Origin of the sequence: Pseudoalteromonas sp. C12FD-1, from assembly GCF_037414265.1 — a bacterium.
GTDB lineage: Bacteria > Pseudomonadota > Gammaproteobacteria > Enterobacterales > Alteromonadaceae > Pseudoalteromonas.
This window is the reverse complement of the sequence record NZ_JBBEVD010000072.1, coordinates 35,561-59,941: the sequence shown is the minus strand read 5'-3', so window position 1 is coordinate 59,941 and position 24,381 is coordinate 35,561. Positions and strand designations below refer to the sequence as shown.

Annotated in this window: 21 protein-coding genes; 11 read left to right on the top strand and 10 right to left on the bottom strand. The window is 40.8% G+C overall.

Going from position 1 to position 24,381, the window contains the following annotated elements:
• Positions 1-44 precede the first annotated feature (44 nt).
• Positions 45-962 carry a helix-turn-helix domain-containing protein gene (locus WDB87_RS14610; RefSeq protein ID WP_337850268.1) on the bottom strand — a complete coding sequence of 306 codons (918 nt, stop codon included), beginning with the start codon at positions 960-962 and terminating at the stop codon, positions 45-47.
• Positions 963-1,253: 291 nt separating this feature from the next.
• On the opposite strand from WDB87_RS14610, the gene WDB87_RS14605 reads away from it, so the two are divergent.
• Entirely contained in the window at positions 1,254-2,144 is an 891-nt protein-coding gene (locus tag WDB87_RS14605) for an oxidoreductase (RefSeq protein WP_337850267.1), read from the top strand.
• 44 nt (positions 2,145-2,188) lie between these two features.
• Positions 2,189-2,554 carry a hypothetical protein gene (locus WDB87_RS14600; RefSeq protein ID WP_286246270.1) on the top strand — a complete coding sequence of 122 codons (366 nt, stop codon included), beginning with the start codon at positions 2,189-2,191 and terminating at the stop codon, positions 2,552-2,554.
• A gap of 120 nt (positions 2,555-2,674) precedes the next feature.
• Here WDB87_RS14600 and tyrS read toward each other — a convergent pair whose 3' ends face one another.
• From tyrS to WDB87_RS14580, 4 genes are all read right to left on the bottom strand, one after another.
• Entirely contained in the window at positions 2,675-3,925 is a 1,251-nt protein-coding gene (tyrS, locus tag WDB87_RS14595) for a tyrosine--tRNA ligase (RefSeq protein ID WP_337850266.1), read from the bottom strand.
• 90 nt (positions 3,926-4,015) lie between these two features.
• Positions 4,016-4,816, bottom strand: a complete 801-nt coding sequence (locus WDB87_RS14590; protein ID WP_337850265.1) for a LuxR C-terminal-related transcriptional regulator — start codon at positions 4,814-4,816, stop codon at positions 4,016-4,018.
• Between the two features lie 596 nt (positions 4,817-5,412).
• Entirely contained in the window at positions 5,413-6,789 is a 1,377-nt protein-coding gene (locus WDB87_RS14585) for an NAD-dependent succinate-semialdehyde dehydrogenase (RefSeq protein ID WP_337850264.1), read from the bottom strand.
• A gap of 182 nt (positions 6,790-6,971) precedes the next feature.
• Entirely contained in the window at positions 6,972-7,490 is a 519-nt protein-coding gene (locus WDB87_RS14580) for an NUDIX hydrolase (protein ID WP_337850263.1), read from the bottom strand.
• 238 nt (positions 7,491-7,728) lie between these two features.
• Between WDB87_RS14580 and WDB87_RS14575 the strand changes: the two genes are divergently transcribed.
• The 6 genes from WDB87_RS14575 (at position 7,729) to WDB87_RS14550 (ending at position 13,979) form a co-directional block, all read left to right on the top strand.
• Positions 7,729-9,069 (top strand): sigma-54-dependent transcriptional regulator, encoded by a 1,341-nt coding sequence (locus WDB87_RS14575; RefSeq protein WP_286246275.1) that lies wholly within the window; start codon positions 7,729-7,731, stop codon positions 9,067-9,069.
• A gap of 14 nt (positions 9,070-9,083) precedes the next feature.
• On the top strand, positions 9,084-9,299 hold the full coding sequence (locus WDB87_RS14570; protein WP_286246276.1) for a histidine kinase: 216 nt from the start codon (positions 9,084-9,086) through the stop codon (positions 9,297-9,299).
• 27 nt (positions 9,300-9,326) lie between these two features.
• Positions 9,327-10,811, top strand: coding sequence for a sensor histidine kinase (locus WDB87_RS14565; RefSeq protein ID WP_286246277.1), 1,485 nt, complete (start codon positions 9,327-9,329; stop codon positions 10,809-10,811).
• Positions 10,812-11,273 (top strand): response regulator, encoded by a 462-nt coding sequence (locus tag WDB87_RS14560; protein WP_055015307.1) that lies wholly within the window; start codon positions 10,812-10,814, stop codon positions 11,271-11,273. It abuts the gene before it with no gap.
• A 105-nt stretch (positions 11,274-11,378) separates the two neighbouring features.
• Positions 11,379-13,349 (top strand): response regulator, encoded by a 1,971-nt coding sequence (locus WDB87_RS14555; protein ID WP_337850362.1) that lies wholly within the window; start codon positions 11,379-11,381, stop codon positions 13,347-13,349.
• 15 nt (positions 13,350-13,364) lie between these two features.
• Positions 13,365-13,979 (top strand): fumarylacetoacetate hydrolase family protein, encoded by a 615-nt coding sequence (locus WDB87_RS14550; protein WP_337850262.1) that lies wholly within the window; start codon positions 13,365-13,367, stop codon positions 13,977-13,979.
• On the opposite strand, the gene WDB87_RS14545 is transcribed toward WDB87_RS14550, so the two are convergent.
• The 3 genes from WDB87_RS14545 to WDB87_RS14535 all read right to left on the bottom strand — a co-directional run bounded on the left by WDB87_RS14545 (position 13,936) and on the right by WDB87_RS14535 (position 16,503).
• Positions 13,936-14,859, bottom strand: coding sequence for an ABC transporter substrate-binding protein (locus WDB87_RS14545; protein ID WP_443197913.1), 924 nt, complete (start codon positions 14,857-14,859; stop codon positions 13,936-13,938). The two genes, WDB87_RS14550 and WDB87_RS14545, sit on opposite strands and share 44 nt — an antisense overlap.
• A gap of 107 nt (positions 14,860-14,966) precedes the next feature.
• The gene (locus WDB87_RS14540) at positions 14,967-16,019 is read right to left on the bottom strand and encodes an aldo/keto reductase (RefSeq protein ID WP_337850261.1); all 1,053 of its coding nucleotides are present in this window, start codon (positions 16,017-16,019) and stop codon (positions 14,967-14,969) included.
• A gap of 61 nt (positions 16,020-16,080) precedes the next feature.
• Positions 16,081-16,503: an acyl-CoA thioesterase gene (locus WDB87_RS14535; protein WP_004588512.1), complete on the bottom strand. Its 423-nt coding sequence runs from the start codon at positions 16,501-16,503 to the stop codon at positions 16,081-16,083.
• A gap of 457 nt (positions 16,504-16,960) precedes the next feature.
• Between WDB87_RS14535 and dinB the strand changes: the two genes are divergently transcribed.
• Both dinB and WDB87_RS14525 read left to right on the top strand, forming a co-directional pair.
• A complete protein-coding gene (gene dinB / locus WDB87_RS14530) occupies positions 16,961-18,013 on the top strand; it encodes a DNA polymerase IV (protein ID WP_286246280.1) in 1,053 nt (350 codons plus the stop codon).
• Positions 18,014-18,133: 120 nt separating this feature from the next.
• Positions 18,134-19,669, top strand: coding sequence for a M17 family metallopeptidase (locus tag WDB87_RS14525; protein ID WP_337850260.1), 1,536 nt, complete (start codon positions 18,134-18,136; stop codon positions 19,667-19,669).
• 181 nt (positions 19,670-19,850) lie between these two features.
• Here the strand turns inward: WDB87_RS14525 and WDB87_RS14520 are convergent, their stop codons facing one another.
• Together WDB87_RS14520 and WDB87_RS14515 are read right to left on the bottom strand one after the other, a co-directional pair.
• Positions 19,851-21,488, bottom strand: coding sequence for a methyl-accepting chemotaxis protein (locus tag WDB87_RS14520; RefSeq protein ID WP_337850259.1), 1,638 nt, complete (start codon positions 21,486-21,488; stop codon positions 19,851-19,853).
• Positions 21,489-21,630: 142 nt separating this feature from the next.
• Positions 21,631-23,856, bottom strand: a complete 2,226-nt coding sequence (locus WDB87_RS14515; RefSeq protein ID WP_337850258.1) for a S9 family peptidase — start codon at positions 23,854-23,856, stop codon at positions 21,631-21,633.
• 112 nt (positions 23,857-23,968) lie between these two features.
• Between WDB87_RS14515 and WDB87_RS14510 the strand changes: the two genes are divergently transcribed.
• Positions 23,969-24,373, top strand: a complete 405-nt coding sequence (locus WDB87_RS14510) for an HIT domain-containing protein (RefSeq protein WP_286246284.1) — start codon at positions 23,969-23,971, stop codon at positions 24,371-24,373.
• Positions 24,374-24,381: the final 8 nt, after the last annotated feature.

Genomic DNA, 24,381 nt, shown 5'->3' with positions numbered 1-24,381 from the left:
GCCAATATATCAGCGATTAGAACAAATAATGGATTCTATATTACTTAGTGACGAATATTTTCAGTTCGATACTCTGAAGGCGTCATACCAACTTTATTTTTGAACAACCTAGAAAAGTATTGCGGGTATTCAAAACCAAGCGAGTAAGCAATGGTTGCCACCGAATCCTTGCTTGAAAGTAAGCGATCTTTTGATTTCTCAATCAGCGCATAATGAATCCAATCTTTGGTTGTTTTACCTGTTTCCGCCTTTAAGGCGTCACTTAGATAGCGACTGGTCATATTCATGCCTTGCGCTAACTCTTCCACCTCAGGGATTGACGCAGACTCTTGAATTACAGCGTCTAAGCGAGCATCTAAAAGCTTTGAAAACCGATCGTATATTGAGGTGTTGGCCTCTTTACGCATCATAAATTGGCGGTGATAGTAGCGGTTGACATACATTAGCAAGGTACTAATTTGCGATAGGATAAGGTCCTTACTGAATGCATCTAAACTGTTGTTGTTTTCAGCCTCAAGCGCATCAAACATCGCGACCATATGTTGCTCTTCTTTTGGTGAAAGGTGTAAAGCTTCGTTAACCGAATAATTGAAAAATTGATATTGCTTAAGTTCGTCTTGCAGCTTGTGACCACGGATATAATCGGGGTGAAAGCAGATGGTTCGAGCAACGGAGTCAATGATTATACCGCTGGCAGTAAGCTCTTGGCCGGGAGCAATAAACAGCATTGTTCCACTTGAACAGTCGTATTGGGTGCGACCGTACATGACCTCGCCTGATGTGATGTTTTTGAACGATATCGCGTAGAAACTAGTGGTGAGTGAGATGCTCTCACCGCTGAGTAATTGATTGTCATCACTGTTGGGATTTAGTTTCATAACATCAACTAAAGGGTGCTCGGGTGGGCGTATACCGAGAACAGCATTGAGTTGTTTAATGGTATCAAAATGGAAGTGTTTCATTGTTTAACCTTATCGTACAACCTTTAGCGATATTTACTTAGCTCATACCCATATTGTGGCCTAGTTGAATAGAAAATTCAGTGCACAAATTAACTTTAAGTGTATACAAAAATTCGAAGCGGTTCGATTTGTTATTATGTATACAACTCTTGCAGATTTGTGCACTGCTACTTTTGGTCATGTCTCTTAATATTACTCTATCGATTATGAAGCCCTTCGAATTTAACTGCATTTTGCTCAAGGCTTTGTTTCTAAGTAGCCCAACCATCTAAAAAATGAGGAATAAAATTCATGGCAAATAAACCTTGGAGTGCTGACGATATACCTACTCAACAAGGCAGGATTTCAGTTGTGACAGGATCAACCAGCGGGGTAGGAAAGGAAACTGCTAGGGTGCTAGCAAAAAAACAATCGACGGTAGTACTTGCGGTTAGAAATGTATCAAAAGGTGAGAAGGTAGCTGCGGAAATTCGAGCAGACTACCCAGACACCGACATTTCGGTTATGCAGCTGGACCTTTCCAGTCTTCGCTCAATTCAAGCGTTTAGTTCACAGTTTTTAGCAACTTTCGACAGCCTTGATTTACTGATCAACAACGCAGGAGTAGCGTGCCCGTATGCCAAGACTGATGACGGATTTGAAATTTTGATGGGGACGAATCACCTAGGTCACTTTGCATTGGTCGGCCATTTACTTGAGACTCTCAAGAAGACACTGAACTCCCGTGTGGTGGTAGTTTCTGCTGGCGCACATAAGGCCTCGAAGATCGATTTGGATGATTTGAACTGGGAAAAGCGAAAATACAGTAATTTTATGGCGTACGCAGATAGCAAACTGGCGAATCTCTACTTTGCCTATGAGCTGAAAAGACGGCTCGAACCAGAAGGTGACAACCCTATAGTTACAGCAGCTCATCCAGGATGGACGACGTCGGAACTTCAGCGTGGCGTGGTGAAATTTTTAAATATCTTTTTCGGCCAGAGTAAAGAAATGGGAGCACTACCAACACTACGAGCTGCAACAGACGAAAGTGCATCTTCGGGTGATTTCTTCGGCCCACAGGATTTCTTTGAACTACATGGCGCACCCATCAAGGTAGAATCAAGCAAGCAGTCACATGATATCGTAGCTGCGCGAAAGCTTTGGACGCTATCTGAAGAATTAACAGGAATAAACTATTAACCCATGATACAGGAACATTGCGCTAAGTATGTTTAAGGATTTTTATGGATAGTAAAATAGTTTTACAGGTGGTGGGTTTTATCATTGTATTACTAGGGGGGATTCTCAGCTATAACCCTGAGCTAGTTAGTAATAAATCCATCCCTGAGGATGCCTTCCAAGCTGTTGAAAGAAGAGTCCGATGGGGCTTTCTAATGGGGGCGGGGATGCTGCTCATCTTTCATCATCAAATCACCCCATATTTTTTTACTGTTGCAGCACTAGGCATGACATTAACATTAGGGGCGCTAATTTCGCGCGTAATGGGAATTTTCCTTGATGGTTCCGTACCAAGGCATTGGATGTGGGTTGCTGTTGAGCTAGTAATGGTCATTGGTTTCGGAATTTGGTATGTAAAGCAACGCATATAATCAGTTGATTGTCCATAACTAAGCTAATTGATTTCTACGCAGTCAAACATTGTGATACTTAAAGTAATGCGTTCAACCCTCATGCAAAAGATTTGAAACGCATTACCTGTATTTGCAAATTTATTTGCGTTTGACTAAGCAAAAATGCTTCTTACCGCGCTGAATTAACCAGTATTCATCAAATAGTGGAAATCCAAGTTGGGAGTTGTCAGATGTTATTTTTTCACCGTTTACACTAATAGCATTATTTTCGACTAGATCTCTGGCGGTGCGCTTTGATTTAGCTAACCCTGATTCGACCAACAGTTCTTGAATGCCTTGCTGGGAGCTTTCGATGCTTGGAATACCACCTAACTCAAGCTGTTTGAGTTCATTATAACTCAGCTTCACGACACTACCTGTGAACAATGCTTGCGTAATACGCTCTGCGCTGAGTAGCCCTGATTCACCATGAACAAAACGCGTCATATTCTGCGCTAAAATCTTTTGAGCTTCGGGTTTGCCGTTTCGGGTTTTATCCTGCAATTCTATCTTCTCGATCTCATCACAAGACAAGAATGTGTAGTATCGCAGAAGGTTATAAACATCGGTGTCCTCAGTGGATAACCAGAACTGGTAAAACATATATGGTGATGTTTTTTCTGGTGCAAGCCAAACGGCTCCACCTTCTGTTTTACCAAATTTAGTACCGTCAGATTTAGTTATTAAAGGTAAGGTTAAACCAAATACTTGCTTTCCATTTTGACGACGAGTTAGATCAATACCACTGACAATATTTCCCCATTGGTCATTACCACCAATTTGTAAACTACAACCATAGTTTCGATTAAGCACAGCAAAATCATAGGACTGGAGTAAACTGTAACTAAATTCTGTAAATGAAATGCCTTGATCAGGCCTTTGCAACCGTTGCTTTACAGACTCTCGGCTGATCATATTGTTGACTGAAAAATGCTTACCAATATCACGAAAAAAATCGATGACATTAATATCTCTCATCCAGTCTGAGTTATTGACGATAGTCATGGGCTTGCTTAAATGAGGAGCTAACAACAGCTCAATTTGAGTAGTAAGATCTTTGACCCAACCAGATACAGTTTCTTCATTATTCAAACTGCGCTCTACGGCTTTGAAAGATGGGTCGCCAATCATTCCCGTCGCACCACCAATAAGCGCTAATGTTTGATGTCCAGCATCTTGAAAACGTTTGAGCATAATGAGCGGGACTAAATGTCCAATATGAAGGCTACCTGCGGTGGGATCGAAACCGCAGTAAACTGTTTGCGGCTGGCTAAGTTTTTGCTGTATCTGATCTAAATCACTGGCTTGAGCAATTAATCCGCGCGTCTGTAGTTCCTGAGTAAATGTCATCTATAGAGTCTTATCTTATCAAAAATGTGATGTACAGATTACGAATAGAAGCTAATGCGCGATATATCCCTAAAGGGATAATAGGTTAATTTAGTGGGTAATAATATGGTTGAGGAAAACTTGGAAAAGTTCACTGAGGGATGCCACTTGCAATTGAGCATAGATACGTTTTCGGTGATTTTTTACTGTACCCTCTGTAATGCCTAACTGTTTTGCTATCTCTTTAGTATCGAGCCCTTGTACTATTAAACAGGCGATTTGTTTCTCTCTGGTTGAAAGCAAATCATTGCCAAAAGTATACAGAGCATTCTCGATGAACTCACGCCTTTTTACTGAGTAAGACTCAGGAGAAAAAACTGGTTCTGCAAGAAGGAATTCAGTTTGTTGCCAGTGTTGTCGGCATAATGATTGAATGATTGCGAAATATGATTTTAATGCTTCAACATTTAATGACGAAAATGTATTTCCTGCCTGAGTACACCCTAAATAGATAACGACCCAGCGGGTTGCTTCAACTTTAATGAGAATACTTAACTCATCTTTCCAGCCTGTTTGTAGGTAAAATTGATTACAATATGTTTGATAATCCATACCGCATTGGACTACGTCTTTTAATGAAAAAACACCTTGCTGTTCATCAATGGTGAGCATTTTGTAGAATGGATCATCTTGAAATGCAGAAGTGAGGTAACGATCGAAGAGTAATTCTCGGTTATTTTCAATGGAATCGTAAAGATAAATAGGGTGCTTGCCTTTACGCATACCGAGGATCACAGCACAGTCATACGTCAGTATCGAATCGATTAGGGACATTAATTTAGATGTAAAACTCGTTGATTTTATAGAGGAAATAGCCTCAGCGAGTAGATTATTAAATTGTGATTCAGACATATCGTATTGGCCGAATTATAAAGACCGTTAGCATAACGTAATTACCTAACTTGCTCAAAGCTAAGCCATTTTAATTTTGCACGTCAACTATCGTGATAAAAGATGTGGCATCCGAAAAGTTGCTTCCCATAAAGCCAGTATCAATCTCCCGGTGAATTTATTAGTAAATACTTATGAAATTATGACTATGCTAATAAGCAGCAATCGAGGGTAGCATTTCACTTTAAACACGTCGTAAATATGATTTGCCTTACTAGATGTAATCCGTAACTAGCTAATTTAGAAAAGTGACTGACACGTCTTTGCCCACAAACGAGTTTACCGACCGTTTGCTCATCATTCTTACCTGCCTAGCCTAGCCGTCTGAACTCTAACTAAGTATCAGTTTTTACATATCAATTGTCAGCTTTGTTTTAATGTTCTCACTGTGTTTATGGCTTTAAATACACTTGTAGGATGGGTCTATTAGTGCATAAAACCATGCAGATTCACCCATAAAAAAGCCTAAAAGTGATTGCTCACCCTTAGGCTTAGTAATATTTTTAAAACACGTATAAATACTCTTTTAATACGTGTATTTCACGTGTGTAGCTATTTTAGCTATTAATCATAATACATTTGATATTAACAAATTCGCGCATACCAAAGCCGCCGTGCTCTCGGCCGTAACCACTTTCTTTAACACCACCAAACGGTAGGTTTGGTTGGGCAAGGCCGTATCCGTTAATGTTGATCATACCGGTATCAAAGTGCTTTTTAGCCAGTTCTATGGCTTTTTTCTCATCTTTGGAAAAAATACCACCGCCTAAACCATAGCGAGAGTCGTTGGCGATGCGCATGGCATCGTCGTTATCTTTTGCTTTAATTAGCGAGGCTACAGGGCCAAATAATTCGTCATCGTATGCTGGCATGCCCGGCGATAAATTATCAAGAATAGTCGGTGGGTAGTAGTAACCTGTTTGCGATGGGACTTCACCGCCTGTGACTACATTTGCACCGGCTTTAACAGATCGCATTACTTGGTCGTGAATTTTATCGCGTAAATCTTCACGCGCCATTGGGCCTAAGTCTGTATCTTCGGCCATTGGGTCGCCCATTTTTAATGCTTCAAATTGCGCTTTAATTTTTTCTTTAAAGTCATCATAGAGTGACTCTACAACCACAAAGCGTTTTGCCGATACACAGGTTTCGCCGTTGTTGATCATGCGCCCTGTAACACAGGTTTCAACGGCGAGGTCTAAATCGGCATCATCAAGTACTAAGTAGGCATCGTTACTACCAAGCTCAAGCACTGTTTTTTTAACGTATTTACCGGCTTCTTCAGCTACTTTTTTACCGGTAGCGTCACTGCCTGTAAAGGTTACGCCGCTGATTGCTTTATGTGAAATAAGCGCACTGGCAGTTTTGCCATCAATAAGTAAGTTGCTAAAGCAATATTCAGGGAAGCCCGCTTGTTTAAATAGGGTATCTATTTTCTCTGCCATGCCAAATACATTACCGGCATGTTTAAGTACGGTGGTGTTACCGGCCATAATATTAGCCGCACTGTAGCGAATTACTTGGTAAAGCGGGAAGTTCCAAGGTTGAATACCTAGTAAAACGCCCGTAGGTTGGTAGCTAACAATAGCGCGGCCGCCATCCATATCACGCTCTTCATCGCCAAGTACTTGTGGGCCGTTTTCGGCTGTGTAACGACAAATACCGGCACACAGTTCAATTTCTTGAAAGCCTTGCTCGTACACTTTACCCATTTCTTCGGTCATTAGTTTAGCAATGGCTTCTTTTTGATCTTCAAATAAAGAAGCTAGTTTATTTAAGTGCTTAGCGCGCTCGGTAAATGAAGTTTGGCGCCATTTTAAATATGTTTCGTGAGATTTTTCGACTACCTGTTCAGCTTCCTCTTGAGAAAGCAGCGTGTAGGTATCAATGGTTTGTTCAGTTGCGGGGTTGATTGTTTTAACTGTGTTACTCATTTTTATCTCCTTACAAATTAGTTATCAGTAAGGGTGCAAACACAAAGCCAGTTTGTTTTATAAAGTAAAATAGAGTTTAAGTTATTGAATATTAGTCGCTTTAAATTTAATTGTGGGGTGTAAATTAAAAGCGAGTGATGAGCAAGCAGTAAAAAATACTGCTTTATGCAAATTTTACAGCCTTAGTTAAATAGTTGTTGTGCTATTTGTTTTAGTAGGTAAGTTTCACGAATGATAGACAGCCCTTGTTTTTCGCTAAGGCTCATTGTGCGCTCGTTGTGTGCAATGGCCTCGTGAATATTAACCCATTTAGGCGTCATACCATTTTGTTGCTCGTAATGTTCAAGCTGTGCTTTGCCAAGCTCTTTGTCTGTATCGCATAAATAGCAATACGACTGAATATGTATAATATCAAAGTCGTCTTTGTACCAAGGGCGGTACTCTTCGTATAATCCAAAGGGTTTAATAACCTGTATATTTTGCGCGCCAGTTTCCTCGCTAAGCTCTCTTATTAACCCTTGCTCTAGGGTTTCATCTTCATCCACACCGCCGCCGGGTAAACTGTAGTCTTCGTAGCGATTGGTATACATTAATAAAATGTGTGCATCTTTAATCACAATGGCGCGGCCTGTGCGGCGGGTAAATTGAGTGCCTTGGTTTAAATTTATGCCAGGGTGGACCATTGTTTTTAATAACTGCATTTCATCTCCTTTTTTAAAAGAAAATTATATCAGCTGTTACAATATGACTAATAGTGAAAATAATTCTAAATATTTTCAAAAGCTATGATCGGTATGGCTTAAGCATACGTACATAGTTAGTTGTTAAAATTAAACGTTAAAAGACTCAATGGTTTAATCATTTTTAAGAGATTCTAGTCGGCCCTTTTAATTGCAAAATAGGGTGCGTAGAATAACAAGAAAAGCATAGGGATTTATCATGTTAAACATACTTTTAGTCGACGATGACGTTGAATTTAGTGACGTTGTTTGCCACATAGTCGAATTCCTCGGTCACAATATAAACACCGCAACTAGTTTAAAAGAAGCGCACCAATGGTTTGAAAATAATACCTTTGATCACGTGTTGCTCGATTTTATGCTGCCAGATGGCAGCGGCCTACATTTACTTGATCATTTAAAAATGATTGGACAGTCTCCAAAAGTAACGCTTATTTCTGGCCACCCTTCAGTAAAAGGGATTTTGGCAGACATGTGTGAGCAAGATGTTGGGCATTTACTAAAGCCACTGCAGCGCGAAGACCTTGAGCTGGTATTAAACGGCCCCCAAAAACCTGCTAAAAAAACTAAAAAACCTGCAATTACACGCCATTTTAATAGCTTAATTGGTGAATCAGAACCAATGCAAAAGCTTTATACCATGATAGAGCGCGTAGCTAAGACCAATGCTAACGTAATGCTAATGGGGGAAAGCGGTGCAGGTAAAGAAGTGGTCGCCCAAGCCATTCATAATGCAAGCCAATGCGAAGGGCCTTTGGTAGCGAGCAACTGTGGTGCGCTCTCTAAAGAGTTAATAGGTAGTGAGTTATTTGGCCATGAAAAAGGGGCTTTTACAGGTGCAATTGCCCGTAAAGAAGGTGTATTTGAGCAAGCAGATGGCGGCACATTATTTTTAGATGAAGTAACCGAAATGCCTATAGATATGCAGCCAAACTTACTGCGTGTGCTTGAAACAAAAAAAGTAACTCGTGTAGGTGGAAATCGTGAGCTGCCTATAAACTGCCGCGTTATTTCTGCTACTAACCGCTCACTGACCGATCTTGCGCAAAATAATGTTATTCGTGAAGATATTTACTTTAGGCTGGCGGTTTTCCCCATTGATATACCTGCGCTGCGAGAACGAAAAGAAGATATACCACTGCTTGCCAAAGCCTTTTTAGAGCAGCTTAACGACGAAAATGGTACGTCGTTTTATTGGCACAACGAGCAACTTAAAGAGTTACAGCAATACGAATGGCCAGGCAATGTACGTGAACTTCGCCACGCTATTCATCGCGCTTTTATTATGAGCGACCCACAAACAAGCGAAATTACATTACCAGATAACTTAGAGTCGCCATTTTCGCGTGTAAATACACAAGCGGCCGACAACCATGTTTCGGCAGGGCAAACTATTGAAGAAGTTGAAAAAGAATTAATTCACGCCACGTTAGATAAAGTACAGGGTAATAAAACGCTAGCTGCGCAAATGCTAGGGATCAGTACAAAAACTTTATACAACCGATTAAACGCATACGGCGGAATTGGAGAATATAAGTAGCTATAGGAAGTAATATGAGTGATGAAAAAGAGGTAAATACGCTAAATAAATTGGTACACGATGCGCGAGCGCCATTGAATAGAATTTCTATGAATGCAGAGCTAATCAAATTGGTGTTAGAAAACGACATGCCAAAAGACAAAGCGTTAGCAGCACTCGATAAAATAATTTCAAACTGTCAGCAATGTAGCGAAAGCTTGCAAAACATTACTGATTTTAATAACAGGTAGTCATTTAAAATTAGGTATTTACACATAATGAGTAAGCAAAAGCAGCAGGGTAAAGCGAATATAACGTGGGCCGCTTTTATCGCAATAGTACTGTGCATTATTGTTGGTAATGCATTTTTAGCATTAAGTACTATTCAGGGATTAACGCAAACGCAAAAAAGCTTGGATAACACCAGCTTATTAGCCGATGCTATTGAGCGTCTTCACTTATCTGTTGTGCAGGCAGAGTCTGGCCAGCGCGGCTACTTACTCACCGAAGAAGAAGATTATTTAATGCCCTATTACGATGCGATAGGGCAAATAGAATCACAAATAGAGAATGTAAAGTCTCTACACTCTGAAATTGATGGCCAAGCAGAGCGAATTGCAGAGCTGCTAGTATTAACAGAGGCAAAAATTAAAGAGCTTAAACAAACGGTTAAACTGGCCACTAATGATAAAGAACGCCGAGCTTTGTTTTTAGTCAATACTCATAGAGGACGCGAGCTTTATAAAGAAATTCGCACTAAAGTTAATGATATTCAAGACCGAGAATTACTGTTTAAGGTGAGTCATTTTTCGAAATTGGCACAAATCAAAAATGAGGCCAAAATAACCTTTGCTATTACCGCTGTTACCAGTGCGATTTTAATAATTGGTATGTTTTTACTAACACGGCTTAATTTAAGAAATGCAGCAAAATACCGTGAGGAGCTTGAAAAGCAAAACGAAACACTTGCAACTAAAGTGTCTGAGCGTACGCAAGAACTTACCTTATATTCAGATGAGCTGAGCCGTTCGAACCGTGAGCTTGAAGAATTTGCTTTTGTAGCCAGCCATGACTTACAAGAACCACTAAGAAAAATTCAAGCATTTAGTGACCGCTTAGAAACCATGTTTAAAGATGAACTAGGCGAGAAAGGTATAGATTACATAGGCCGTATGAAAAACGCCGCGCAACGTATGTCTAACCTTATTAACGATTTGCTAGAGTTTTCGCGGGTAACAACGCGAGGCAAAGACTTTGATGACACTGACTTAAAAGGCGTAGTTAACGATATTTTAAGTGATTTAGAAGTCGCCATTAAAGAAAGTAATGCGCAAGTAGAGGTGGGCGAACTACCGGTTATTCAAGCCGATAAAAGCCAAATGCAGCAGTTGTTTTTAAACTTACTGTCTAACGCGGTTAAGTTTAGAAAGCCTGGTGTAGAGCCGCATATAAGTATTACGTATGAGCACAAAATAGAGTTTAGTGCCGAGCACAATGACAATATTGACTGGCAGGTAGTGACGATAAAAGATAATGGCATTGGTTTCTCACAAGAGTATGCTGATAAAATATTTGTACCTTTTCAGCGCCTACATGGGCGTTCGGAATATAAAGGCACAGGGATTGGGCTTTCAGTTTGTAGGCGTATAGTTGAGCGGCATGGCGGGATAATTACCGCTCATAGTAAAGACGGTGAAGGGGCAACCTTCATAATAAAATTACCTGTGGAAACAACGCTTTTCACACTTCAAGGAGAGGCTTAGATGCCGTATTCAAAAGTGAAACCTATTACAATATTAATGGCTGATGATGACGAGGATGATCGCCTACTCACGCAAGATGCGCTAGCCGAAAGCCGTGTATTAAACGAGCTGCATTTTGTGGAAGATGGGGTTGAATTATTAGAGTACTTAGAGCGCAAAGGTAAGTTTGAAGATAAAAGCTCATCGCCACGACCAGGGTTGATTTTGCTTGATTTAAATATGCCACGTATGGATGGCCGTGAAGCACTTGAGGCCATAAAGGCAAACCCAAACCTAAAAGGCATACCGGTTGTTATTTTAACTACTTCTAAGCAAGAAGAAGACATGGTTAAAGGCTATAACCTAGGGGCTGCCTCTTATATTACTAAACCGGTAACATTTGATGGCTTGGTTGATTTAATGAAAACCCTAGGAAAATACTGGGTAGAATTTGTAGAGCTGCCGACAACCTTTAACGACTAAATAAGACCATTAATCCGCAATAATGCTTAATCATGCGAATTGGTATAAGTAGTAACAATAAGCCCCTAAATAGGGGCTTATTAAATGCAATTAAAAGGAGATAGTATGTTAGATAAAGTGACTCGCTTACTTTTAGTAGAAGACGATGAAGATGATTACATTCTTACTTGCGACTACTTAGAACAGCTAGATTCACATACGTTTGACATAGACTGGATAAGCTCTCCAGAGCAAGCAATAAGCATTTTAAGTAAAAACGACCACGATATTTGTTTGCTTGATTACCGATTAGGCGCCTCAAATGGCCTAAGTGTATTAAAAAAGGCCATTGCTAATGGGTTTAGCGGGCCAATTATTATGCTTACGGGTCAATCTAATGATGAATTAGACTCTGCAGCACTTGATGCCGGTGCAGTAGATTACCTTATAAAAACAGAAATGAGTTCGAGCCGCTTTGCCCGCGCTATACGCTATGCCTTAGCGCGTAAAGATGTTGAAGGCGAGCGCGTAGAGCGTTTAAAAGCCGAAGCAGAAAACCGCTCAAAAGACAGATTTTTAGCCCATTTAAGCCACGAATTACGTACCCCGCTTTCATCCATATTAGGTTACACAGAGTTACTGCTGCAAAGTGACTTTAGCAAACAGGCCGAAAACGAATTAGGGGTTATTTACCGAAACGGTAAGCACTTACTGAGCTTGTTAAACGACGTGCTCGATTTATCTAAAATTGCTGCCGATAAATTAGAGCTCACTTTAAGTGAAGTAAACTTAGATAGTATGCTGGCTGATGTTTACACCTTAATGCGTGTATCTGTGCTTGATAAAGGCTTAAACCTTCGCTTTGAGTCTCTACAGCCTTTACCTTTAATTGTTAGAGTAGATGCCACCCGCGTACGCCAAATACTCATTAACCTAATCAATAATGCGGTTAAATTTACCGAAAAGGGCGAAATAGTGGTTAGTGCCTGGACCGAGTGGGTTGATGGTAAAGAAATGCTATTTTTTAGTATTAAAGACTCAGGCATGGGTATTGCCCCCGAAAAACAAGCTCTCATTTTTAAACCGTTTGAGCAAATAGCCGATGTAGAGTCGCGCTCTGTTGGCGGAGCAGGTTTAGGCCTTGCTATTTGTGCTGAGCTATTAGCGCGTATGCACGGCAGTATTGATTTAACCTCTAGAATAGGGGAAGGTTCTACCTTTACTATTTCGGTGTACCCAGGCGATATTGGTGAAGTAGAACGCCAAGTATTAAACTTTAGCAGTGGTTCGCAATTACAGGCTAAGTCTGCGCCATGTAAAGTAACTGGGCGCGTATTAGTGGTTGATGATTTACGTGATTTACGCATGTTAGTTGGCCATATGATCAGCACCTGTGGTGCACGCGTAGACTACGCCGAGCATGGCCAGCAAGCGCTTGAAAAAGTAAGAATTGCAGAGGCGTATCGCTCGCCATACGATATTATTTTTATTGATATACATATGCCGGTGATGGGTGGTAAAGAAGCCACAATAGAGCTTAGAAAAATGGGCTATACAGGGCCAATTATTGCGCTTACTGCCGCGACTATGAAAGGTATACATGAAGAACTGGCCGCCCTTGGCTTTAACGATGTAATACCAAAACCGGTTGATAGCTCTTCTTTGTATCAATGCTTACAAGATTACTTAGTATCGCCAGAGCATGCACCTCAAGCTAAAAATATTCACAGCGATAAAGCTGTAATAGAGAAAAAGCAGCGCTTTTTATTGGTTGAAGACGACCAAGATGCAGCGCAAATTACCCAGTTACTGCTAGAAAGTTTAGGGGTAGAAACCGTTATTACCTCAACGTGTGCACAATGTTTACAAACCCTCAATCATGACCAACAATTTAATAAGGTATTGCTCGATATGCACTTACCTGACGGGCGTGGTGTAGATTTAGGTAAGCAAATTAACCAGCGTTACCCTGACTTAAGCTTAGTGATTGTTAGTGGTGCAGAGCCCGATCCTAAGCAGATCAAAGATTTAAATATTAACCATGTACTTTTGAAGCCGATTAATCTGAGCTTATTAGAAACCTTGATCAGCTCGTAATTTAGAAGTTATTTTATGCAGTCGATAAAACTAGACAGTGAGTTATTAACCCCCTCTAAAATAGTATGTGTTGGGCGTAATTACACCGCACATATTGCCGAGCTTAATAATGAGCTCCCCGATCAAATGGTATTGTTTAATAAACCTAACAGTGCGCTTTCTTCTACCTTATTTGCTACGCACAATAACGACACACTGCATTATGAAACCGAGCTGTGTTTTGTTATTAAAAATAATGAGTTGGCAGGCGTCGGTTTAGGGTTGGATTTAACTAAACGTACCGTGCAAAGTAAGCTTAAAAATAAAGGGTTACCGTGGGAGCGCGCCAAGGCATTTAACGGCTCGGTATTATTAACGCCCTTTGTAACTATAGCGGATGCTGAACAGGCGTTTACGTTTGAGCTTAAAATTAACGATAAAGTTATTCAACAAGGCGATACGCAGTTTATGATACATAAGCCTAAAAATATTTTAAGTGAAATTAATGAGTTTATGCACTTAGAAAATGGCGATGTAATCATGACTGGGACGCCTGCAGGCGTAGGAGAAGTACCTGCAAATAGTGTATTTACAGTAAGCTTGTATGCTAATTCGACGTGCTTGTTATCGCAAAGTTGGCAGGCACAATAGGGCTAAGTATTTGTTGTTGGTAATACTTAGTAAACTGCGGAAAACTTTGCTCTAACCAAAAACGCTGACTATTTATATAAGCAGGCGATTGTAATACCTGCTTATGTAGCGCTTTATTTATTTTATTAAGCGCTTTGCTAGCAAAATCATTCGGTGCTCTTACTGCACACCCTATAGCCCCTAAAACAAACTCTCTGGGGTCTTCTTTTATTGGCAAACTGACTATATTTTTAAACTTACTGTGATTGACAAAATAATCCCTCATAAACGGGTAGTCTATTGTGTAATCTAAAAAGCCGCGACTTAAGCGAGCAATAACAGCTTGGCTTTCATTTTCGCTGCTCCAGCTTAACGATGCTTTATGATACACCGTGGTGTTTTCGATTATTTTATTAATTTTTGAAGTAAACTTGCGCGCCGCGGCTTGACCATACACATATTGCTCGTCTGACAATAAATGAATTAATTTAATAGGGCTGCCATGCTTAGCTTGTATTTCTGGGGCAAGTTTTTGAGTGGTTAAAACCGAAAAAGGCGGGTAAACCGTGGTAGGGGTAGAAAACTGTAACACCCCATTGGCTGTTTTTTTATGAATAACACACGGAAAGCATACATTATCGCCTTCATTTAAGTGCTTATTAATTCGCTCTTGCGGCACGATTAGTCGTGTATGTTTTACATCATCAATGCTGTTAATTAGTTGCTCGGTGAGGTTGTCACAAATACCACCTTGCGGCGAATGCGAATCTTTATCCATATGAAACGGGGGCGTGTAACTTTGTAACCATACAATTTCATCAATTGGGTGAGTGTTGTCAGCGTACCCGTAACGCATTAAACCACCTAGTACACCAAAGAATAAAATTACATTTCTAAGCATAACTCACTAAAAATAATCCATTTAAGTTAACTTTAGTATAGTTTTACTTTGTATATGTTCAAATATAAGAGGGAAAAAGGCAGTAAAAAACTGCCTATTATTTTACTTTAATATGGCTGCGGGTAATCTTTAAAAATAGTACCAATTTCAGTTAGAGTGTCGTCGCTTAAAGTTATGCTAAAAGCGTCAATGTCTTCTTTTAATTGGGCCATGCTGGTCGCACCAATAATTGACGAGGTAACGCCATCGACCTGATTACACCAAGCAAGTGCCAATTGGGCTGGGGTTATGCCGCTTGCATGTGCAAGATCTACATAACGCTGCGTGGCTTTTTGCGCGTTAGGGGTGTCTCTAAAAATGCCATTGCGTTGCATAAATGTCCAACGCGATCCCGCTGGACGTGCGCCGTTTAGGTATTTACCTGTTAGCAAGCCTGCAGCAAGCGGCGACCAAGGTAAATAAGCAATGCCTTCATGAATACATTGCTCAATTAAGTAGGGCCAATCTTTGGCATGCGCTAAGCTAAACTCGTTCTGAATAGACACCATACGCGGTAAGTTATGCGCTTTTGCTAAATTTAAAAATTGGCTAATGCCCCAAGGGGTGTCATCTGAAAGGCCACAATATTTTATTTTTCCGGCTTTAACACACTCATTAAGGCCCTCTAAAATATCAAGCATACCAGCTTGTTGTTGCTCAGTATTAACGTCACTAAAAGTGAGTTTACCTGGCCACTGCCTGCCAAAATGTGGGGTAGAGCGATTAGGCCAATGTAATTGGTATAAATCTATATAATCGGTTTGTAAGCGTTTAAGCGAGTTATCTACAGCCTCAATAACCGCGCTGCGTGTTATATCGCCGCCATCACGTACCCACGACAAGCCGTTGCCCGCAATTTTAGTGGCCAATACAATATCACCGCGTTTTTGTTGGTTGCGTTTTAGCCAGTTACCTATAATTTGCTCTGTTTTACCGTAGGTTTCTGGTGAGGGAGGTACGGCATACATTTCGGCAGTATCAATAAAATTAACGCCTTGCTCGAGTGCGTAAGCTATTTGCTCATCGGCATCGCTTTGGGTATTTTGCTTACCCCATGTCATGCTGCCTAAGCATACTCTTGAAACATCAACACCGCTGCTGCCTAACGGACTGTATTGCATTTAAAATCCTTAAATTATGTAAGTTCTTGAGAGTGGATAATTAATTCGCAATAATTTTTAATTAAGCGAATTGATGTAATGCCGATAATAATGGCTCTGAAATCGCCGCTTTTTGTCCTGTTTTAAAGTCAAACATAACAACTTGAGAATAGCCTGTGGTAGTAATAGCTTGCTGAGCGTGACTAAACACAGAGTAATTCATCATAAAGCGGTCGCTTTTAATATCAGATATAGTTATACCTACGGTTAAGGTATCTGGGAAGGTCACCGGGCGTTTATAGCGAATATTGTTTTCACTAATGACCGGGCCTATTCCACCTGGTTTTATCGTATCAAACTGATTTATTTTATTTAAAAAATCGATACGCGCAATTTCAAAATAACGCAAGTACACCACGTTGTTAACATGTTGTAGGGCGTCCATATCGGCCCATGCTACGGTGATATCGGTATGAATAGGGTGCTGATCTTTGAACCTTTGCATGTATGTGTACTCTTAGTTTTAAATGAATGAGGTTATCAATATGGTGTTTGTAGCTCAAGACAATAAATGCCATGTTTTTTTATAAGATGATTGTACCTATTTATTTTTAGAGCTACAGTTAAATAACACAAACAACACACGAGAACACACATGCAAAATATAATTAATTGGGCCTTAGCCAGTTTAGTTTTTATAGCGTCTTTTGCTTGCTACGCAATGGGTAATGCCTCAGGCGGTATAATGCTTTTAGCTGCGGGGTTTTTATTGGAGTTTGTTTTTTGGCTACATTGCTTTAAAAAATCACAGCGCTTTAAGCAGCCGTTTTAAAAAAGCTGTTTAACGCTTGTGCGGCTTAAAGCGCTACACTTTTTAATAAGCTAAACAGGTTTTAATGTACTTGCTTATTGAAAGTGAATCCTTAATAATGACTGTATAAATAAACAGTTGTTATGTGGTAATGAAAAAGTTTATTCATATCGACATGGACTGCTTTTATGCAGCGGTTGAAATGCGCGATAATCCCAAACTCGCCAGCGTGCCTTTAGCGATTGGTGGCAATAGCCGCAGAGGCGTGCTCTCTACGGCAAATTATATAGCACGCGAATATGGTGTTCGCTCTGCTATGTCTAACTACCACGCTAAGCAACTATGCCCCGATTTAGTTATTGTGCCTGGGCGCATGGCCGTTTATAAAGAAATTTCTAACCAGATTCGCGCGGTATTTAAACGCTACACTGACCAAATAGAACCGCTGTCGCTTGATGAAGCCTACCTAGATGTAACCAACAGCAACGCATGCAAAGGCAGTGCAACGCTTATTGCTCAGCAAATTAGAGCCGATATTTATAACGATACCGGCCTTACTGCCTCTGCCGGAGTTGCCCCCATTAAATTTATTGCCAAAATAGCCAGTGACGAAAATAAACCCAATGGCCAATTTGTGGTTTTACCGGATGAAGTTGATGCGTTTTTAAATAATTTACCGCTGGGTAAAATACCAGGAGTAGGTAAAGTAACCCTTGAAAAGCTTAATTTAAAGGGGTTATACACAGGTAAAGATGTACGCGACAAAGGCGTTAATTGGATGCAACAGCACGTAGGTAATTTTGGTGTATCGCTTTATCAAAAATGTGCTGGCGAATATATTGGTACAGTCACCACTGAGCGAGTGCGTAAATCGCTGAGCGTTGAGCACACCTATGAATACAACAAAAATAGCTTACAAGAGTGCTTAGAACAGTTACCTAGGTTACTTGAAGAGCTCACCACGCGCCTAAATAAACAGCAATTACAAAACCGTATTAATAAGTTAAGTGTAAAAGTAAAGTTTGCAAATTTTGTTGTTACCTCAGCGGATCAAGCTCATCATCAATTAAATACCGCTATTTTTACTGAATTACTCTCTAAGGCGTATCAACGCGGGATGCAGCAACCGGTGCGCTTATTAGGCATTGGCGTAGGTGTTAAAAATGAACCTAATTTAAATCTGCAATTGAGCATTCTAGATTAGAGTTTACTTTTACTGTAACACCAAGTTGCCAGATTCAAATGAGCCCATCGCAGCTGGCTGGTTTTGTGTTTTTATATCAACGATAATAGCCCCTTATGTTTTCTAACAGGAGCTTTACTTATGGCATATCCTCAAGCGATAGCTGCACAATCACTTAGTGCAAGCTTTGACTCATTTTCTCACGATGCACTTATTATAATTAGTGATGGCTTTTCTCAATTAGCCAATAACTCATTAAGTGATGCCATCGAATCACACGCTAAAGTAGATTCTCGTATTGGTAAACAAGTTACGTTTTTAGTGGTTGATAATGTACGTGTTGTTTTAGCGCCTACGGGGCCGCTTAACCGCGATTACGATGATGTAAGACGATACTTTGATGCCGCTAAACTAGCGATTAACGAAGCAAAAGCCGCGGGCAGTGTAAACCCTGCTATTTACTTACCTAAATTACATACAGATGCGCGTTACCAGCATGCTTTAGAGGTGGCGTATTTAGGCGCATGCCAAGCATTATGGCAGCCTTTAGAGGCACGCGAATACCACGGCGAAAGCATTGAACCTATTACGAAAATAGGTTTAATAGATGCAAATGAGCAAACAGTTAAAGCTGTAAATGCAATTGCAGCAGGGCAATATGCAGCACGTGACTTATGCGGTACTGAGCCTGAACGTATGGCGCCACCACGCTTTGCCGATTACTGTGTTGAGCTTTTTAAAGGCTCTAAAGTAGCGGTTGATGTGATTGACGATATTAACACGATAGATAAAAACTACCCTATGCTTAGCACTGTTGCTCGCGCATCTTATGCGGTTGAGCGCCACCACCCACGTGTTGTTAAGCTAGAATACGTGCCAGAAGGTGAAGTAACGCGTACGCTAATGTTTGTTGGTAAAGGCTTAGTTTACGATACCGGCGGCGCCGATTTAAAAGTAGGCGGTTACATGGCGGGTATGAGCCGCGATAAAGGTGGGGCTGCATCCGTTGCGGGCTTTATGAAAGCCGTGGCAGACTACCAACCTAAAGGCGTTAAAGTTATTTCTTACTTAGCTGTGGTTCGTAATTCAATTGGCTCAGATTGTTTTGTACCAGATGAAATTATCACTAGCCGTGAAGGCGTACGTGTACGCATTGGTAACACCGATGCAGAAGGGCGTTTAGCTATGGGTGACCTACTTAGCGAAATCAAAGATCTAGCCAAAGGCGAAGTTAACCCAACACTGTTCACCGTGGCAACCCTTACAGGCCATGCGGCACGTGCTATGGGCCCTTACGGAGCGTATGTTGAAAACGGACCTGCACGTAGCGCTAATACCTCTCGTCAAATAGCGGATTGTGGTGATTTATGGGCAGATGCAGCTGAGGTTTCTCGCTCTCGCCGTGAAGATTACGACTTTATCAAACCGCGTACCCTCGCTGATGATGTTTTATCAAGCAATAATGCGGCCTCTGCTGTTACAGCCCGTGGGCATCAATTCCCTATGGCGTTTTTAGCCGTTGTTGGTGGGCTTGATAAACACGGTAACGACTCTGAGCAGCCGCTTCCTTATGTACATATGGACATTGCTGGTAGTGGTGTTGAAGGCGGTGATTGGCAGCACGGCAAGCCAACCGCAGCATCAGTAACCAGCTTATTTGCACGCTACTGTATGTAATACCAACTTGCAATAATACCTAATCATTTTTGGGGCTAAACGTGTCGCTATCTGTGGTAAAAATTTTCATTTACAACTAAATAGAAAATTTTTTGCCTAGGTATCAACACGCCCTAAGCGAATTGGTATAAGCTAAAAACGTAGTAAAAAGCCCTGTTAATTCAGGGCTTTTGTTTTTAAATTATTTTAATTTAAAGCGATTAACCACGCTCGAAAGCCCTTGGCTACTTTGTTTAAGATTATTGCTGGCATCAGTAAGTTGCTGGGTATTACTTAGCGACTGTTCGGTTGATTGAGATAACTCGTTGATACGTAAATTAACCTCGTCAGCGGCTTGCGTTTGCTGTTCGGTTGCACGGGCTATTTGGCTGTTCATGTCGGTAATTATGGATACCAGCCTTTCTATTTCATTGAGCGATGTATCGGCAGATGAAACTTGCTCTACAGTCGTCACCGACAGTGCTTGGCTTGATTTTACCGCCTCTACTGCTGCTTTAGCGCCTTCTTGCAATTTGGTGATCATGGTTTGAATTTCATCTGTGCTTTGCCCGGTTCTGCTTGCGAGTGTACGTACTTCATCGGCAACAACTGCAAAGCCTCTGCCGTGCTCTCCTGCACGAGCCGCTTCTATAGCAGCGTTGAGTGCGAGTAAGTTTGTTTGCTCCGATATACTTCTGATCACATCAAGCACAGAGCCTATGTTATTACTTTCGTTTGCTAAATCTTCAGTTACTTGGCTCACCGTTTCTATATTACTGGAGAGTGTTTCTATGGCGGTAATGGTATTCGCTACCACATTTTTACCGGTTGAAGCATTGTGCGCTGCATCGTTGGCGGCTTGTTCAGCGGCTTCGGCATTGCGACTCACATCATGAATTTGGTGCGTCATTTGTTCCATGGCTGCAGCTACTTGTGTAGAGCTGTCGTTTTGTAGTTCAATGAAGGAGTGGCTTGTTCTACTTGATTCATCCACCGTGTGAGCGTGTCGGCTTACATCATCTGCACTGTACGATACATGTACTAACGACTCGCGCATTTTTAAAACAAATAAATTAAAAGAGCGTGACAGCTCTGATATTTCATCATTGCCCGACTCGTTTAGCGTACGGGTTAAGTCACCTTCACCTTGCGATATGTTTTTCATCATTTCTGCGGCAAGGCGAGTCGGCGTGAGTATACTTTTACCAATAAAGTAACTTAATACAATGACAGCAATAATCATCACTAAGGCGCTAATTATGATTAGATTACGCTGCTCGCTAAACGCTTCATCTATTGAATCTAGGTATACGCCTGAGCCAATAATCCATTGCCACGGGTTAAAGCCTTTTACAAATGCGACTTTACCTACTGGCTGTTCTTTTCCTGGTTTTGGCCATTTATAAGGAATAAACCCTTCTTTTTGTTGTTTTACAATGTTCACCATTTCTACAAAAAGTGCTTTGCCATCGGGGTCTTTATTATTAGTTAAGTCTTTACCGTTAAGCGCAGGCTTTATTGGGTGCATTACCATTTTGGGTTGGTAGTTGTTTACCCAAAAATAATTTGTTTTGTCATAGCGCAGCGCTTTTATGGCCTCAAGTGCTTGCGTTTGAGCTTGTGCTTGTGTGAGTGTATTATTTTGTTCAAGCTGGTGGAAATGCTCAATAACACTGTATGCAGTTTCTACTACATTTTGGGTTTTTAGATATTGCTCGTTTTTTAGTGAGCTATATTGATGAGTTAAGCTAGAGATACTTAATACAATTAAGCCAAAAATAACTATGCCAACAAGTAATGACAGCCGCTGAAAAATACTAAAACGCCTTAAATTTAGCATAAATTGATCCTTATGTGTGTACACTCAATGTGCTTGTTTTAATGGTAGTAAAAAAGCGAGTTTAAGCTAGGTGTAAGCACCATTAAGACAAAAAAAAGGCTGATTTTTCAATCAGCCTTTAGTCTATTTAGTCGTCATATGATTATTTAACATCAAAATGTCGATTAAAGAAGTTTGTGATGGTTTGGTGTAAATGTGTTTGCACCTGTTTACCGCGTAAGCTGTGTTTTGAGCCTGGGTAGGTCATCATTTCAAACTGTTTTTCGTTATCTTGTAGTTGTTTAAATAATTTAGTGGCGTGGGTAAACAACACGTTGTCATCGGCCATGCCATGGTAAATCATTAATGGGCCTTTTAAGCCGTTAGCGTATGGAAATACGGCGCTGTCTTCGTAGCCTTTGGCATTAGTTTTTGGGTGCCCAAGGTAGCGCTCAGTGTAATGGGTGTCGTAAAGCGCCCAGTCGGTCACTGGTGCACCCGATACACCGGCTTGAAAGTAATCGCCCGCTTTAAACATGGTCATTAGGGCCATGTACCCGCCGTAGCTGTGGCCATAAATACCAATGCGTTGTGGGTCTACGTAATCAAGCGTGCGTAAAAACTCAACGCCTTTAATTTGATCTGCTACTTCTACAACACCTAAGTTTTTGTAAATAGCGTCTTCAAACTTTTTACCACGGTTGTAAGAGCCTCGGTTATCGAGCTGAAAAATAACATAACCTTGTTGCGCCATGTATTGAAAGTATAAGTTTTTGCTGCGCCAGCTATTTGTTACGCGCTGTGCATGTGGGCCGCCGTATACATTAACAATGACTGGGTGCTTTTTACCGTCTGCAATATTACTTGGTTTAAACAAGCGGTAATGCATTACTTGGCCATCTTCTGCTTTAATTGTGCCGTACTCTGGAGTTGCTAAATCACTTAAATAAGGTGTTAGTGGGTGGCTATCATCAAGCTTATTTTGTTCAAGCCATGTGATAAATTCGCCATTTACTTTACGTAGCGCCGCCGAGTTAGGTTTGTTTACCGATGAGCTATTATCAATAAATGTTTTGCTGTCTTTTGCCATTACCACTTTGTGGTATTGGCCTTGTTCAGTGATACGCTTAATATTGCCTTTTTTAAACAGTGGTACGCTGTATAAATGGCTTTCAAGCGGGGTGTCTTTGCGTCCTGCAAAGTACACTATGCCTTTTTTCTCATCCACGCCTTTTAAGCTATCAACAACCCAGTCTCCTGAGGTGATTTGTCGAATTAGCTGGCCATTAGTGCGGTACAAATAAAGGTGTTTAAAACCATCGCGCTCAGAAGCCCAAACAAAATGCTTTTTGTCTTTTAAGAAATGCAGATCAAAGTTTAAATTGATCCACGTATCGCTGTTTTCAGTTAATGCGACTTTTTGCGTTTTAGTATCGCTATTGTAAAAGCGTAGTTCTAACTTATGCTGTGAGCGATTTTGCCATTGATACGAAAGAGTTGTGCTGTCTTTTAGCCATTTAGCACGGGCAATGTAAATGTCTTTATCGTCGCCTAAATCAATCCAGTCAACGTTTTGATTATTTAAAGATACAACGCCAAGTTGAATTTCAACGTTGTCGGTACCTGTAAATGGGTAACGTTGATTAAATAGCTTTACTTCGTCTGCGTATATTTCGTTACGGATAGCTTCTTTTACTGGGGTTTCATCTACGCGGGTAAATGCAATTTTAGATTCATCGCCAGCCCACCAGTAGCCGGTCATACGGCTCATTTCTTCTTGCGCTACAAATTCGGCCATGCCGTTTTTAATAACGCCGCCGCCATCTTTGCTTAGTTGTATTTCTTTGCCAGTATCAAGTGCTAATGCGTAAAGGTTTTGCTCGCGAATAAACGATACATAGTTACCTTTAGGAGAAAAGCGCGCATCGGTTTCAAACGCTTCTGTATTGGTAAGTTTTTTACTTTTACCAGACGCTAGCTCGTAATAATACAGATCGCCATTAAGTGGAAATAATAGGGCTTTGCCGTCTTTAGACCATTTGTACTCTAAAATACCTTTACCAAAAATACGTTGGCGTTCGCGGCGTGCTTTTTCCTCATCAGAGAGGTTTTCAGGGCCTGAAAACAGCTTTGCAGAATCTACCAGTATTCTGTTGGTATTATCTTTTAAGTTGTATTCCCATAAATCATAACGGTTGTAGTCATCGGTTTTACCTTGCAGGTAAGTTACGCGGCTACCGTCTGGCGAAAACTTAAGTTGTACGGGAGCTTTACCCGATAAGCTCGGATCATCAAAAATACGCTCTAGCGATAATGGTTTTGCTTGTACGCTCAGTGCGCCAACAGCTAGCGGGAGTGCGAGGGTTAAGTGTTTTATTTTTTTTAGCACAAGGTTGCCTTAGCTTATTATAAATATTGTATTAAATGGTAAAGCTAAGCGTGTGCAACTGCAAATAAATGCTATAAAGTGGCCATTATTAAAGACTAACTAGGATGTGACGATGACTAACCATACTTTTGAACTCGCCCCAGAGCTTAAGCGCGATTGTATAGAACTGGCAGACTGGCCTTTATGTAAAGTGCTATTACTTAACGATAGCCAATACCCTTGGTTTGTATTAGTACCCAGAAAACCTAATTTAAAAGAAATTATAGATTTGTCTGAAGACGACCAAGTTGTATATTTAAAAGAGTCGGCCAAACTCAGCAAGCTTATTATGCAAGTGTTTAGCCCTGATAAATTAAACGTGGCCGCTTTGGGTAATATGGTGCCGCAATTACATATTCATCACATTGCACGTTTTACGACTGATGCAGCATGGCCTGCTCCGGTGTGGGGTAAATTGCCTGCAAAACCATACACAGATGAGCAAATAATAGCGCTAAAAAAAGCGCTGCAGTTATAATCTACAGC

What these genes read in the sequence shown, in the direction of transcription:
- WDB87_RS14590 (WP_337850265.1), bottom strand. Translation starts at nt 4,816, where the DNA reads ATGTCTGAATCACAATTTAATAATCTACTCGCTGAGGCTATTTCCTCT.
- WDB87_RS14510 (WP_286246284.1), top strand. Translation starts at nt 23,969, where the DNA reads ATGACTAACCATACTTTTGAACTCGCCCCAGAGCTTAAGCGCGATTGT.
- WDB87_RS14545 (WP_443197913.1), bottom strand. Translation starts at nt 14,859, where the DNA reads ATGCTTAGAAATGTAATTTTATTCTTTGGTGTACTAGGTGGTTTAATG.
- WDB87_RS14520 (WP_337850259.1), bottom strand. Translation starts at nt 21,488, where the DNA reads ATGCTAAATTTAAGGCGTTTTAGTATTTTTCAGCGGCTGTCATTACTT.
- WDB87_RS14600 (WP_286246270.1), top strand. Translation starts at nt 2,189, where the DNA reads ATGGATAGTAAAATAGTTTTACAGGTGGTGGGTTTTATCATTGTATTA.
- WDB87_RS14585 (WP_337850264.1), bottom strand. Translation starts at nt 6,789, where the DNA reads ATGAGTAACACAGTTAAAACAATCAACCCCGCAACTGAACAAACCATT.
- WDB87_RS14535 (WP_004588512.1), bottom strand. Translation starts at nt 16,503, where the DNA reads ATGCAAAGGTTCAAAGATCAGCACCCTATTCATACCGATATCACCGTA.
- WDB87_RS14605 (WP_337850267.1), top strand. Translation starts at nt 1,254, where the DNA reads ATGGCAAATAAACCTTGGAGTGCTGACGATATACCTACTCAACAAGGC.
- WDB87_RS14575 (WP_286246275.1), top strand. Translation starts at nt 7,729, where the DNA reads ATGTTAAACATACTTTTAGTCGACGATGACGTTGAATTTAGTGACGTT.
- WDB87_RS14565 (WP_286246277.1), top strand. Translation starts at nt 9,327, where the DNA reads ATGAGTAAGCAAAAGCAGCAGGGTAAAGCGAATATAACGTGGGCCGCT.
- tyrS (WP_337850266.1), bottom strand. Translation starts at nt 3,925, where the DNA reads ATGACATTTACTCAGGAACTACAGACGCGCGGATTAATTGCTCAAGCC.
- WDB87_RS14570 (WP_286246276.1), top strand. Translation starts at nt 9,084, where the DNA reads ATGAGTGATGAAAAAGAGGTAAATACGCTAAATAAATTGGTACACGAT.
- WDB87_RS14580 (WP_337850263.1), bottom strand. Translation starts at nt 7,490, where the DNA reads ATGCAGTTATTAAAAACAATGGTCCACCCTGGCATAAATTTAAACCAA.
- WDB87_RS14550 (WP_337850262.1), top strand. Translation starts at nt 13,365, where the DNA reads ATGCAGTCGATAAAACTAGACAGTGAGTTATTAACCCCCTCTAAAATA.
- WDB87_RS14555 (WP_337850362.1), top strand. Translation starts at nt 11,379, where the DNA reads ATGTTAGATAAAGTGACTCGCTTACTTTTAGTAGAAGACGATGAAGAT.
- WDB87_RS14540 (WP_337850261.1), bottom strand. Translation starts at nt 16,019, where the DNA reads ATGCAATACAGTCCGTTAGGCAGCAGCGGTGTTGATGTTTCAAGAGTA.
- dinB (WP_286246280.1), top strand. Translation starts at nt 16,961, where the DNA reads ATGAAAAAGTTTATTCATATCGACATGGACTGCTTTTATGCAGCGGTT.
- WDB87_RS14560 (WP_055015307.1), top strand. Translation starts at nt 10,812, where the DNA reads ATGCCGTATTCAAAAGTGAAACCTATTACAATATTAATGGCTGATGAT.
- WDB87_RS14610 (WP_337850268.1), bottom strand. Translation starts at nt 962, where the DNA reads ATGAAACACTTCCATTTTGATACCATTAAACAACTCAATGCTGTTCTC.
- WDB87_RS14525 (WP_337850260.1), top strand. Translation starts at nt 18,134, where the DNA reads ATGGCATATCCTCAAGCGATAGCTGCACAATCACTTAGTGCAAGCTTT.